Origin of the sequence: Streptomyces sp. NPDC048002 (assembly GCF_040653275.1) — a bacterium.
GTDB lineage: Bacteria > Actinomycetota > Actinomycetes > Streptomycetales > Streptomycetaceae > Streptomyces.
The window spans coordinates 1-13,226 of record NZ_JBEZNL010000021.1 but is presented as its reverse complement, the minus strand read 5'-3'; the positions used below and the strand labels follow the sequence as shown (position 1 = coordinate 13,226).

Genomic DNA, 13,226 nt, shown 5'->3' with positions numbered 1-13,226 from the left:
GCGACACCGTCAGGAGTCCACCGTGGAGTACTACGACCTCGGCCCGCACGGCCGGACCGTCACCACCGCATCGCCCGAGTCCCAGCTCTGGTTCGACCGCGGCCTGAACTGGACGTACGCCTTCCACCACGAGGAAGCCGTCGAGTGCTTCCAGAAGGCCGCGGCGGCGGACCCCGACTGCGCCATGGCCCACTGGGGCATCGCCTACGCGCTGGGGCCGAACTACAACAAGCCCTGGGAGTTCTTCGACGAGAGCGACCTGGCCCGGACCGTCGAGCGCACCCATGACGCGGTGGAGCGGGCCCACGCCAGGGCGGCCGGCTGCACCCCCGTCGAACAGGCCCTCATCGCCGCTCTGCGCGCCCGCTACCCGCAGTCCAAGGCCGTCGAGGACTGCTCGGTGTGGAACGCCCCCTACGCCGACGCCCTGCGCGCCGCCTACGAACTCGCCCCGGACGACCCGGACATCGCGACGCTCTACGCCGACGCGCTGATGAACCTCACCCCCTGGCAGCTGTGGGACCTGCGCACCGGGGAACCGGCCGAGGGCGCCCGCACGGTCGAGGCCAGGCAGGTGCTGGAGCGGGTCATCGACGCGCCCGAGGGGCGGCTGCACCCCGGGGTCCTGCACCTGTACATCCACCTGATGGAGATGTCCCCCACGCCCGAGGTGGCCCTCACCCCCGCCGACCGGCTGCGCGGGCTCGTGCCCGACGCGGGACATCTGCTCCACATGCCCTCGCACCTGGAGGTCCTGTGCGGGGACTACCGACGGGTCGTCTCCGACAACACCGCCGCCGTCCGGGCGGACCGCAAGGTCCTCGAACGGTCCGGGCCCATGAACTTCTACACCCTCTACCGCGCGCACAACCACCACTTCAGGATCTACGGCGCGATGTTCCTCGGACAGTCGCGGACCGCGCTGGAGACCGCCGACCAACTGGAGGCGGCCGTACCGGAGGAACTCCTGCGGGTGGAGAGCCCGCCCATGGCCGACTGGCTGGAGGCGTTCCTCGCGATGCGGGTCCACGTCCTGATCCGCTTCGGCCGCTGGACCGACATCCTGGAACTGCCGCTGCCCGCCGACCCCGAGCTGTACGCCATGACCACCGCGATGCTCCACTACGCGCGCGGAGTCGCCCTCTCCGCCACCGGCCGCACCGCCGAAGCCGACGAGGAGCAGCGGCTGTTCGACGCGGCGGTGCCCCGGGTGCCTCGGACACGCATGCTGTTCAACAACACCTGCGCCGACATCCTCGCCATCGCGGCGGCCATGCTGGAGGGCGAACTGGAGTACCGCAAGGGCCGGTTCGAGGCCGCCTTCGCCGCACTGGAGCGGTCCGTCGAACTCTCCGACAACCTCCCCTACGACGAGCCCTGGGGCTGGATGCAGCCCACCCGGCACGCCTACGGCGCCCTGCTCCTGGAACAGGGCCGGGTCGAGGAGGCCGAGGCCGTCTACCGGGCCGACCTGGGCCTGGACGGCACCCTGCCGAGGGCCTGCCAGCACCCCGGCAACGTCTGGGCGCTGCACGGACTGCACGAGTGCCTGACCCGCCTGGGCAAGGACGGCGAGGCACGGATCATCGGCCAACAGCTCCAGGTCGCCGCCGCGCTGGCGGACGTACCGGTGGAGTCGTCCTGCTTCTGCCGCCTCGACACGCCCTCCGGACCCTCCGCACCCTCCGGCGGACCCTCCGGACCCGAGGGGTGCTGCTCCTGACGGATGGGTGCTGTCCCCGATGGTCCGGGCTGCCGGGTGCGTGGCACGGTGAGGCGGTGTCGGCGAAACCGTCGCCGTACCGGACGAAGGAGCGCTGCTCATCCACCCCCGCACGGTCGCCACCATCCCGAAGGTCCACCGGCCCGAGGGGGTGAACCACCGTGGGACACGCTGACAGCCTTCTGGCCATGGGCGGCGCCTTCCTCGCCGCGGCCGTCCTGGCCCGTCTCGGCAGTCGCATCGGACTGCCCACCATCCCGCTCTTCACCCTCGCCGGAATCCTGCTCTGCCCGCACACGCCGGGCCTCGTCATCGTCGAGGACCCGCACGACTTCGAGATGCTCTCGGCACTCGGCCTGGTCCTGCTGCTGTTCTACCTCGGCCTGGAATTCCACCTGGACGACCTCAGGAGCGGCGGCAAGCGGCTGCTGACCGCGGGCGGTGTCTACCTGCTGCTCAACGTCGGCGCCGGACTCGGCTTCGGCTTCGCGCTGGGCTGGGGCACCCGTGAGGCGCTGGTGCTGGCCGGGGTGCTGGGGATCTCCTCGTCCGCGATCGTCACCAAGATCCTCATCGACCTGGGGCGCATAGGCCGTCCCGAGACCCGGCTCATCCTCGGCGTCATCGTCGTCGAGGACATCTTCCTCGCGCTGTACCTCGCGGTGCTCCAGCCGGTGATCGGCGGGGCCGAGGGCGTCGGGGAGATGCTCCTCCAGGCGTCGAAGGCGTTCGGGTTCCTGCTGGTGCTGGCCGCCGTGGCCCGCTGGGGCACCCGGCTGGTCGGGCGGGCGATCCAGGTCCGCGACGACGAACTGCTCGTGATCAGCTTCCTCGGCGCGGCGGTGCTCGTGGCGGGCGTCTCCGAGGTGCTCGGAGTCGCCGACGCGATCGGCGCGTTCATGGTCGGCCTGATCCTCGCCGGCACCTCCTCCGGGCCGCGGATCCGTGACCTGGTGCACCCGCTGCGGGACGCCTTCGCGGCGATCTTCTTCTTCGCCTTCGGACTGGCCATCGACCCCGGCGACTTCGCGCAGGTCGCCCTCCCGGTCGCCGCCGCGGCCCTGCTGACCGTCGTGATGAACGTGCTCGCCGGCCTGTGGGTGGCCCGGCTGTACGGCTACGGACCGGGACCGGCGGCCGACATCGCCACCACCCTGGTCGCCCGCGGGGAGTTCGCGCTGATCCTCGCCGCGATGGCGGCGGGCGCGGGACTCGACCACCGGCTGGCGCCGTTCATCGCCGGGTACGTCCTGGTCCTCGCGGTACTGGGCCCGGTCGCTGCGGGCCGGGCCGACTGGCTGGCCCGCCTGATCGCCCGGACACCGGCCGGGAAACGGGAGGTGGCCGAGGAGCCCGGCGGCGCCCGCGAGGGGTCAGTTCAGTCCTGACTCCGGGCGGCGGGCCCGGCGCAGTTCCAGCATCGCGACCAGGCGCTGGGCCGGGTCGTCGAGGTCGATGCCGGACAGGCCCACCGCCCGGCGGATGCGGTAGCGCAGGGTGTTGGGGTGGATGTGGAGGCGTTCGGCGACCGCGCGCACATCGCCGAACGCGTCCAGATAGCCGAGCAGCGACTCGCAGAGCTGCCCGCCGTGCTTGCGGTCGTGGCGGAACAGCACCTCCATGGCCGGGTCGCGGATCTCGGGCCGCCCCCGCAGGAGTTCGAGGATCTCGTCGAGGACGACCGCGGCCCGTGCCTCGGTGTGCGTCGCCACCGCCCGCCCGGGTTCGTGCGCCAGCACGGCGAGGATGCGGTCCGCCTCGACCCGGGCCGCGGGCACGTCCGCCAGCCGCGGCACCGGCGTCGCCACCGCCGCCTGCACGGGCGTACCCAGATGGCGCCGCAGGGTGCTCACCAACTCGGTCGTCCATGAGGTGAGTTGGGGGTCGGTGGCGGTACCCGCGTCGGGTACGACCACGTACAGCCGCCCGTCCAGGCGGGCCGCGACCGCGGTACGGCGGTGCGCCGCCGCGTGCAGGGAGATCATCTCGGCGGCCCGGATGCGGCGCAGCTCCGCGTCCGGACCGCCGTCGGTGTGCGTCTCGTGCAGCTCGACGGCGACGACGGACGCGCCGATCCCGGCCGGCACCCCGAGATGCCCGGCCAGGGACGCCGGGCGCAGCCGCCCCGCCAGCAGTCCGGCGGCCAGTTCCTCGCGCAGCCCGTTCTCCGGACCGGCGCCCGCCGGGTGACGGATCATCATCAGCGCGGCGAGCCGGGCGGCACCGCGCAGCGCCTGCCCGCTCTCCGGAGTGAGCGGGGTGTCCCCCTCCTGGACCCAGATCGTGCCCAGCAGCCGTCCGCCCGCGGTGATCCCCGCCGCCATCCGCCGCCGCGCGCCCAGTTCGGGCCGGGCTGCCACCTCCACCACCTCGTCCCCGGCGCGCAGCCGCTCGTACACACCCGCCTCGCGCAGCGCCGCCACATAGGCGGCCGGGCAGGCGTGCCCCAGGACGGACAGCCGCCGCACCTCGTCCACCTGCGCCTCCGAGCGGGAGTAGGCGATGGCCCGGTCGGCCGCGTCCTCCACCGCGACGACCCCTCCGGTGAGCGCCGACAGGGTCTGCGCGAGGGAGAACAGATCACCGTGCGCGGACGGACCGGCCAGGTCCGGCGCCTGGCGCACGGTGTCCACCACCGTCCTGGCCACCGCCGCCACCTGCTCCCAGCGCGCGTCGTCCCGCACCCCCAGCAGTGCCGTACCGCACTCCACGGCCGCCTGCCGCAGCGTCTCCAGCGCCTCCTCCGCCGGCCCGGTGCGCACGGCCACCGCCGCCGCCCCGGCCCGGCCCGCCGCGATCAGCGGCCGCAGCCCCTCCGCCCCGCGCACCCCGATCAGCAGCACCAGGGCGCCCCGGTGCTGCGCGCGGGGCTCCTCGTCGGGCTCGGCGATCACCACGTCCGCGAGCGCCCGGTCCAGCCCGCCGGGCGCCGCGAGCAGTTCCACCAGCGGGCCGATGAGCGCCGGGGACAGATGCCGCAGGGTCGCCCCGGCGACGGGGACGGGCGTGCGCCGTGAGGCATGCATGGGCGTGGACCTTCGGGCCGGCACCGGGGGACGGGGCGACGCTATGCCGGGTCGCCGTACGGCGGTCTTGTCCGCTCGGACAAGGTGCGGCCCGCCGTTCTGTAGCAGGGTCCACACCGTCCCCGTTCCCCCATGTGTCGGCCGTGCTACGCCCCTTGTCCGCACGGACAGCGCGCCCCCCGAGATGTCTGCCTGCGGGACAGTCAACGGCAACGCCCTCCCGTTCTAGGTTTCAGCCACCGCGCCGAGCCCAGCCCGGTCCGCCGTCCGGCGGACCCTCCGGCCGCGCCCGCGTTCTGTTCGGGAGGAACCCATGCTTCGCACCACCACGTCCCGTGTCACCAGCAGGATCGTGACCCCTCTGCTCGCCGGCTCCCTGCTGCTGACCGCCTGCGGTTCGCGTGACGAGGGCGACACCGCCGAGGGCGGCGACGGCGCCACGACCAAGGTCACCATCGGCTTCGACGCCCCGCTGTCCAAGGACCTCGCCGCGGTGGGACTCGGCATGAAGAACTCCGCCGAACTGGCCGTGAAGAAGGCCAACGAGGACAAGCTCGTGCCCGGTGTGACCTTCGAACTGGTCGCCAAGGACGACCAGGCCACCCCGAACATCGGCCAGCAGAACGCCGCCGCCTTCGTCGCCGACGACAGCGTGGTGGGCGTCGTCGGCGCCTACAACTCCTCCGTGTCGGCGGCCATGGTCTCCACCCTGCGCGACGCGGACATGGTCCAGGTCTCCGGCGCCAACACCGCGGCGACGCTGACCCGCGGCGCCGACTACAAGGACAACCCGCAGCGCGACTACGCCAACTACTTCCGCACGATCTCCACCGACGCGGTCGCGGCCCCCGTGATGGCCGAGTACTTCTTCAAGGACCTCAAGCTGAAGAAGCTGGCCACGGTCGACGACAAGAAGACCTACGGCGTCGGCATCGTCGACAACTTCACCGACGCCTACCAGAAGCTCGGCGGCAAGGTCGTCATCCACCAGTCCATCAACCCCGACGAGTCGGACTACGCGGCGGTCGTCAACAGCGTCAAGTCCTCCGGCGCCCAAGGGGTGTTCTACGGCGGCGAGTACCCGCAGGCGGGCGCGCTGAAGAAGCAGCTCGTCGCGGCCGGCTTCGACGGGCCGATGGCCGGCGGCGACGCCGTCAAGGACGACGAGCTGATCTCCATCGCCGGCACGGAGGCCGCCGAGGGCACCTGCGCGCACTCCGACGGCGCGCCCATCGACACCCTCGACTCCGCCAAGGACTTCACCGCGTCCTACAAGGCGGCCGGCTACAGCCAGCCGTACGGCGTCTTCGGCGCCTACGTGTACGACGCGACCACCGCCCTGATCAAGGCGGTCGGCGCGGCGGTCGAGGCCAACGACGGCAAGGTCGGCAGCGTCACCGAGCTGCGTCCCGCGGTCGTCGAGGCCATGCAGGACGTCACCTTCGACGGCGCCACCGGCACGGTCGGCTTCGACGAGTACGGCGACAGCGTCAACCAGGTCATCACCGTCAACTGCGTGCAGGACGGCGCCTGGAAGGACGGCGTGAAGGTGGTCACCGTCAAGTAGCGCCCGCCCGGCCGCCGTCGGCCCTCCCCGGCCGGCGGCGGCCGTCCTCCCTCGTCACGCGCCCCGCGCGAGTACCACCCCAGCACCAACCCAGCACCACCCGAGCACCACCAAAGGACCCCTGGGTGACCCTCACCGACTTCTTCCAACTGCTGACCGACGGCCTGGTCCTCGGTTCCATGTACGGCCTGATCGCCGTCGGCTACACGATGGTCTACGGCATCCTCCAGATCATCAACTTCGCGCACGGCGAGATCTTCATGCTGGGCGGCTTCGGCGCCCTGTTCGTCTACGCCTGGGTGCCCGCCCTCAACGAGGCGTCGCTGTGGGCCGCGCTGCCCGTCATGCTCGTGGTGGCCGTACTGGTGTCCGTCGCCGCGGCCGTCGCCGCCGAACGGTTCGCCTACCGGCCGCTGCGCGGCGCCTCCCGCCTCGCCCCGCTGATCACCGCGATCGGGCTGTCGCTATTCCTCCAGCAGGTCGTCTTCAACTTCTTCACCCTGCCCGGCGGTTCGATGGGCATCACGGCCCCGGTGCCGTTCCCGCAGCTGCCCGGCAAGCCCTTCGAGGTGGGCGGCGTCGCCGTGTCGTACGCCTCCGTCCTCACCGTGGTGATCGCGGCGGCGGCCATGGTGGGACTCGCCTGGTTCGTCGGCCGTACCCGCACCGGCCGAGCGATGCAGGCCACCGCGCAGGACCCGAAGACCGCCCGGCTCATGGGCATCGACACCGACCGGATCATCGTGATCGCGTTCGCCCTCGGTGCCGTGCTGGCCGCCGTGGCCTGTCTCACCCAGGGGCTCCGGCTCGGCACGATCTCCTACAACATGGGCTTCATCGCCGGCCTGAAGGGCTTCACCGCTGCCGTCCTCGGCGGTATCGGCAACATCCACGGAGCGATGCTCGGCGGTGTCGTGCTCGGCGTGGCCGAGGCGCTGGCCTCCGGTGTGCTGCCGCACGTCCCCTCGCTGAGCACCTTCGGCGGCTCGGTGTGGAAGGACGTGTGGGCCTTCGTGATCCTCATCGTCGTCCTGCTGGTGCGACCACAGGGGTTGTTGGGCGAACGCGTGGCGGACCGGGCCTAGGAGACAGCGACATGACCATCACCACCGGCACCCTCCGGCTCGCGCCCCCCGCGGCCCGCTCGCTCACCGTCCTCGGCGCGGCCCTCACCGTCGTTTCGCCGTTCCTGGCCTGGACCTGGACCGCCCGCTTCCCGGGAAACCTCACCGTCCACGGCTACCCCGGCGGCAGCCAGCTGCTGACCCTCGTCACCGGGCTGCTCGCCGCCCTGTTCACCGCCGCCGCCCTCGGGGTGCGCGGCGGCCGGGCCCTGGCCCCGGCCGGTGCCGTACGCGCTCTGCGCGCCGCCTCGCTGGCCGCGCTCACCGCCACCTGGGTCACCGTCGTCGCCATCGCCGTCACTCTCGGCGGCATCGTGAACGTGGAGCCCGGCGGCTGGCTGGCCCTGCTCGCCACCGCCCTGCTCGCGGTCGGCGCGCACGGCCTCGCGGACGACACCGTCGACAGTCCGGCCCCGGCCCGCACCCTGCCCGCGGCGGCCGAGATCGCCGTCATCACCGCGGTCTTCCTGGCCGGGATGTACGTCCTGACCTTCGGCATCACCACCGAGTCGGCGGAGGAGTTCCTCGCCTTCCTGCCCGCCGCGGGCCTCGCCGTGCGGGCCCTCGCCGTCAGCGGCCTCGGCGCGCGGTTCAGCCGGATCAACTCCCGCCACCGCACCGCCTCCGCCGTCGCCGCGCTCGCCGCCGCCCTGGTCTTCCCCTTCACCCAGACCACCGGCCAGTACATGGCGATCGCCGACAACATCCTGGTCTTCGCGGCCGTCGCGCTCGGCCTGAACATCGTCGTCGGCCTGGTCGGCCTGCTCGACCTCGGCTACGTCGCCTTCCTCGGCACCGGCGCCTACACCGCCGCCCTGGTCTCCGGCTCCACCTTCTCCACCCTCGACGTCGGCCCCTGGCCGTTCTGGGCGACCGCGCTGCTCGGCATGGCCGTCTCCCTGGTCGCGGGCATCCTCATCGGCGCGCCCACGCTGCGGCTGCACGGCGACTACCTGGCCATCGTCACCCTCGGCTTCGGCGAGATCTTCCGGATCACCGTCAACAACCTCGACGGCACCTCCGGGCCCTCCCTCACCAACGGCCCCAACGGCATCAACTCGGTGCCCAACCTGACCGTCCTCGGCTTCGACTTCGGCGAGCCGCACACCGTCCTGGGCGTCGAGTTCGGCCGCTTCGCCAACTACTACCTGCTGCTCCTCGCGGTGATCGCGGTCATCGTCTTCGTCTACGCGCGGGCCGGCGACTCCCGCATCGGGCGCGCCTGGATCGCGCTGCGCGAGGACGAGAAGGCCGCCACCGCCATGGGCATCGAGGGCTTCCGCTTCAAGCTGCTCGCCTTCGGCCTCGGCGCCTCGCTGGCCGGCCTCGCGGGCACCGTGATGGCACACCTCCAGACCAACGCGGTACCGGAGAACTACAAGTTCGCCGACACCGCCCCGCCCAACTCGGCGTTCCTGCTGGCCGCGGTGGTGCTGGGCGGCATGGGCACCGTCTCCGGACCGCTGGTGGGCGCCGCCCTGCTCTACCTGATCCCGGCGAAGTTCGAGTTCTTCAGCCAGTACCAGATGATGCTGTTCGGTCTCGCGCTGATCATCATGATGCGGTTCCGTCCCGAGGGCCTGGTCCCCGACCGCAAGCACCGACTGGAGTTCCACGACGAGGAGGTCGCGCGCGCCGAGGGACGCCGGGCGGCCGCGGAGGCCACGGCATGAGCACCACCGACACCATCACCGACGCCACCACGGCCGCCCGGCCGCTGCTCCGGGCGACGGCCGTCACCATGCGGTTCGGCGGACTGACCGCCGTCGACCGGGTCGACCTGACCGTCGGCGAGGGCGAGATCGTCGGCCTGATCGGCCCCAACGGCGCCGGGAAGACCACCTTCTTCAACTGCCTGACCGGCCTGTACGTGCCCACCGAGGGCGAGGTCCGGCTGGCCGGGCAGCTGCTGCCGCCGCGCCCCGCCCGCGTCACCCGCGCCGGGGTCGCCCGCACCTTCCAGAACATCCGCCTCTTCGCCAACATGACGGCGCTGGAGAACGTGATGGTGGGCCGGCACACCCGGACCCGCGCCGGGCTCCTCTCCGCCCTCGGCCGGGGACCCCGCTACCGCCGCGAGGAACGCGAGTCGCGCGCACGCGGCCAGGAACTCCTCGACTTCGTCGGCCTCGGCGGCCAGGCCGGCCACCTCGCCCGCAACCTGCCCTACGGCGCCCAGCGGCGACTGGAGATCGCGCGGGCGCTGGCCAGCGAACCACGGCTGCTGCTCCTCGACGAGCCGACGGCCGGCATGAACCCGCAGGAGACCCGGGAGACCGAGGAACTGGTGCACGCCGTGCGCGCCCAGGGCATCGCCGTCCTGGTCATCGAGCACGACATGCGGTTCATCATGAACCTCTGCGACCGGGTCGCGGTCCTGGTGCAGGGGACCAAGCTCGTCGAGGGCGCGCCCGCCGAGGTGCAGGCCGACGCGCGGGTGGTGGAGGCGTACCTGGGCGCCCCCGACGACGAGGACGACCCGGGGCCCGCGGCAGGGCCCGCTCCGGAAGCCGACCGTGCCGACCGTGCCGACAGCGCCGACAGCGCCGACAAGGAGAAGACCGCATGAGCGCGCTGCTGGAGGTCCGGGACCTCAGGGTCGCCTACGGCAAGGTGGAGGCCGTCAAGGGCATCTCGCTCACCGTGGAGGAGGGCGAGGTCGTCACCCTCATCGGCACCAACGGGGCGGGCAAGACCACCACCCTGCACACCCTCAGCGGACTGCTCGAACCCTCGGCCGGCCATGTCACCTTCGCCGGCCGGGACGTGGTGGGCGTCCCCGCCCACCACGTCGTCGCCCTCGGCCTCGCCCACTCCCCGGAGGGACGGCACATCTTCCCGCGCCTCACCGTGGAGGAGAACCTGCTGCTCGGCGCGTTCCTGCGGCGGGACGCTGCGGGCATCGCCGACGACGTGGAGCGCGGCTACACCCTCTTCCCCCGGCTGCGCGAGCGCCGCGGCCAGGCGGCGGGCACGCTCTCGGGCGGCGAACAGCAGATGCTCGCCATGGCGAGGGCCCTGATGTGCCGCCCGCGGCTGCTCATGCTGGACGAACCCTCGATGGGCCTGTCGCCGATCATGATGAAGAAGATCATGGCGACGGTGGCCGAGCTGAAGTCGTCCGGCACCACCATCCTGCTCGTCGAGCAGAACGCCCGCGCCGCCCTCGCGCTCGCCGACCGGGCCTATGTGATGGAGACCGGCCGCATCGTGCTCACCGGCGGCGGCCGCGAACTCCTGCACGACGAGAGCGTCCGCAAGGCCTACCTCGGCGAGGAGTAGCCCTCGCGCCCGTTTCCCCGACGCCCCGGCCGGACACCTCCCGTGTCCGGCCGGGGCGTCGCTGTGCGTGTCCGCCCGGACCGGGCGGGACCTTGTCCGCGCGGACAACAAAGACCCCGCATCTCTGTCCGCCGGTACGGAACCACCGTCCTCACCTGCGTTTTAACGTTCACGGGTCGTTTCTTTGCCGTTCGTTGCACGGCACGGCTTCCGCACCACCCGCTCACAGCAAGTAACCCGGGAGTGAAACCAGGCATGAGCACCACCGCACCGTCCGTGGCCGAGGAGGCCACCACCGCCGAGTCCCCCGGGGGCATGCGCAGGATCGCCACGGCCAGCTTCATCGGCACGACGATCGAGTTCTACGACTACTACATCTACGGGACGGCCGCCGCGCTCGTCCTGAACGACCAGTTCTTCCCCGAGCTGTCCAAGACCGCCGGCACCCTCGCCACGCTCTCCACCTTCGCCATCGGCTTCGCGGCCCGCCCGATCGGTGCCGCGATCTTCGGCCACTACGGCGACCGCCTCGGCCGCAAGGCCGTCCTGGTCGTCTCGCTGCTGATGATGGGCCTGTCCACCGGCCTGATCGGCCTGCTCCCCGGCTACGACACCCTCGGCATCCTCGCGCCGATCCTCCTGGTCCTGCTCCGCCTCGTGCAGGGCGTGGGCCTGGGCGGCGAGTGGGGCGGCGCGGCCCTGCTGGCCGTCGAGCACGCCCCGAAGGGCAAACGAGGTCTGTACGGCGCCGCCCCTCAGATGGGCTCGCCGGTCGGCTACTTCGCCGCCACCCTGACCTTCCTCACGCTCTCCGCGGTGCTGCCGGAGGACTCCTTCGACAGCTGGGGCTGGCGCATCCCCTTCCTGCTCTCCTTCGTGCTGGTCGCCGTCGGCCTGGTCATCCGGCTGAAGATCGCCGAGACGCCGGCCTTCCAGAAGGTCACCGAGGAGCACGAGCAGGTCAAGGCCCCGCTGGTGGAGGCGTTCCGCAGGCACCCGAAGGAGATGTTCCTGGGCGCGGGCATGATCACCGTGGTGTACGTGATGTTCTACACGGCCGCCACCTACTGCATGACGTACACCACCGACACCCTGGACATCCCGAAGAACACCATGCTGGCGCTGACCCTGGTCGCCGTGGTCGTGCTCGGTCTGTCGACGTACTTCGTGGCCGTGTGGTCCGACCGGATCGGCCGCCGCCGGCTCATCATCGGCGGCGCCGCCTTCGGCGTGGTGTGGGGCGCGGTCCTCTTCCCGCTGCTGGACACCGGGAACTACGCGCTGATCGCGCTGGCCCTCAGTGGCGCCCTGCTCTGCATGGGCATCATCTACGGCCCGGCCGGCTCCTACATGCCGGAGCTGTTCGGCACCCGGCTGCGCTACTCGGGCGCCGGTTTCTCCTACAACCTCGGCGGTGTGCTCGGCGGCGCCGTGGCCCCGCTGGTGGTCACCGCCCTCGCGGAGGCGTACAGCCCCTCGGTCGGCGGCTGGTTCATGAGCGCGATGGCCCTGCTGTCGCTGGTCTGCATCCTGGCCCTGCCCGAGACCAGGGACCGCGACCTCGACCAGGTCTGACCCTCCGTCCCGTCCGTCGCCGCGCCCCCGCCCCCGGTCGCCGACCCGGCGGCGGAGGGGGGCGCGGCCCTACGCTGCCCCCATGGGCGAGCCAGGAGCCGCGGCCGTGGCCGAACGTCTCACGGGTCTGACCGCGACGGCAGGACGCCGGATGTCGGGCGCGCTCACCGAGGTCACCCTCGACGGCGGGCGGGTGGTGGTGGTCAAGCGCGGTGAGGGCGGTCCGGGTGCGGTGCGGGCCGAGGCGGCGGGGCTGCGCTGGCTGGCGGACGCGGGGTCGGTGCGGATCCCGCGCGTGCACGGGCACGACGAGGAGTGGCTGGTGACGGACCGCGTCCCGGCGGGCCGTCCGAGCTCCGGTGCGGCGGAGCGTCTGGGCCGCGACCTGGCCGCGCTGCACGCCGCGGGCGCCCCGGCGTTCGGCTCACCGCCGCCGGGCGGTCCGCGCGCGGCGTACATCGGCCTCGCCCCGATGCGCAACGCGGAGGGCGCCGACTGGCCGCGCTGGTACGCCGAGTTCCGGGTGCTGCCCTATGTACGGACGGCGGTCGACGCCGCGACGCTGACCTCCGCCGAGGCCGCAGTGCTCGAACGGGTCTGCGACCGGCTGCCGGAGCTGTCCGGTCCCGCCGAACCACCGGCCCGCCTCCACGGCGACCTGTGGAACGGCAACGTCCTGTGGGCCGCCGACGGTCACGCGCGGCTGATCGACCCGGCCGCGCACGGCGGGCACCGGGAGACCGACCTGGCGATGCTGCACCTCTTCGGCTGCCCCCACCTGGACCGGCTGCTCGCCGGGTACGAGCAGGTGGCGCCGCAAGGGCGTGTTTCGAGAGTCCCGTCGTCCGCCCGAAGGGCGGGCCCTGCGGCGTCGTGGGGGTACCTCCCGGTCGAGCGCAGCCGAGACTGGGGGAGCGTGCGATCGCAAG

At 72.4% G+C, this 13,226-nt stretch carries 10 protein-coding genes; 9 read left to right on the top strand and 1 reads right to left on the bottom strand.

What is annotated here, in order from left to right; genetic code table 11:
* Window positions 1-22 precede the first annotated feature (22 nt).
* Together AB0E07_RS24190 and AB0E07_RS24185 are read left to right on the top strand one after the other, a co-directional pair.
* On the top strand, window positions 23-1,723 hold the full coding sequence (locus tag AB0E07_RS24190) for a hypothetical protein (RefSeq protein WP_362255795.1): 1,701 nt from the start codon (window positions 23-25) through the stop codon (window positions 1,721-1,723).
* 161 nt (window positions 1,724-1,884) lie between these two features.
* Window positions 1,885-3,111: a cation:proton antiporter gene (locus AB0E07_RS24185; RefSeq protein ID WP_362255792.1), complete on the top strand. Its 1,227-nt coding sequence runs from the start codon at window positions 1,885-1,887 to the stop codon at window positions 3,109-3,111.
* Here AB0E07_RS24185 and AB0E07_RS24180 read toward each other — a convergent pair.
* Window positions 3,097-4,749, bottom strand: a complete 1,653-nt coding sequence (locus AB0E07_RS24180) for a helix-turn-helix domain-containing protein (protein WP_362255789.1) — start codon at window positions 4,747-4,749, stop codon at window positions 3,097-3,099. The two genes, AB0E07_RS24185 and AB0E07_RS24180, sit on opposite strands and share 15 nt — an antisense overlap.
* Before the next feature lie 313 nt (window positions 4,750-5,062).
* Here AB0E07_RS24180 and AB0E07_RS24175 point away from each other — a divergent pair, with 313 nt between their 5' ends.
* The 7 genes from AB0E07_RS24175 to AB0E07_RS24145 form a co-directional block, all read left to right on the top strand.
* Window positions 5,063-6,316, top strand: a complete 1,254-nt coding sequence (locus AB0E07_RS24175; RefSeq protein WP_362255786.1) for a branched-chain amino acid ABC transporter substrate-binding protein — start codon at window positions 5,063-5,065, stop codon at window positions 6,314-6,316.
* 125 nt (window positions 6,317-6,441) lie between these two features.
* Window positions 6,442-7,401, top strand: a complete 960-nt coding sequence (locus AB0E07_RS24170; protein ID WP_362255783.1) for a branched-chain amino acid ABC transporter permease — start codon at window positions 6,442-6,444, stop codon at window positions 7,399-7,401.
* A gap of 11 nt (window positions 7,402-7,412) precedes the next feature.
* The gene (locus AB0E07_RS24165) at window positions 7,413-9,113 is read left to right on the top strand and encodes a branched-chain amino acid ABC transporter permease (RefSeq protein ID WP_362255780.1); all 1,701 of its coding nucleotides are present in this window, start codon (window positions 7,413-7,415) and stop codon (window positions 9,111-9,113) included.
* Complete coding sequence (locus AB0E07_RS24160) at window positions 9,110-10,009, top strand: ABC transporter ATP-binding protein (protein ID WP_362255777.1); 900 nt, start codon at window positions 9,110-9,112, stop codon at window positions 10,007-10,009. Before AB0E07_RS24165 ends, AB0E07_RS24160 begins: the two co-directional genes overlap by 4 nt.
* A complete protein-coding gene (locus AB0E07_RS24155; RefSeq protein WP_362255773.1) occupies window positions 10,006-10,722 on the top strand; it encodes an ABC transporter ATP-binding protein in 717 nt (238 codons plus the stop codon). Before AB0E07_RS24160 ends, AB0E07_RS24155 begins: the two co-directional genes overlap by 4 nt.
* Window positions 10,723-10,977: 255 nt before the next feature.
* Window positions 10,978-12,297: an MFS transporter gene (locus tag AB0E07_RS24150; RefSeq protein WP_362255770.1), complete on the top strand. Its 1,320-nt coding sequence runs from the start codon at window positions 10,978-10,980 to the stop codon at window positions 12,295-12,297.
* An 82-nt stretch (window positions 12,298-12,379) separates the two neighbouring features.
* Window positions 12,380-13,226: fructosamine kinase family protein (locus AB0E07_RS24145; protein WP_362255767.1), on the top strand; the 847-nt coding region annotated here is incomplete at its 3' end.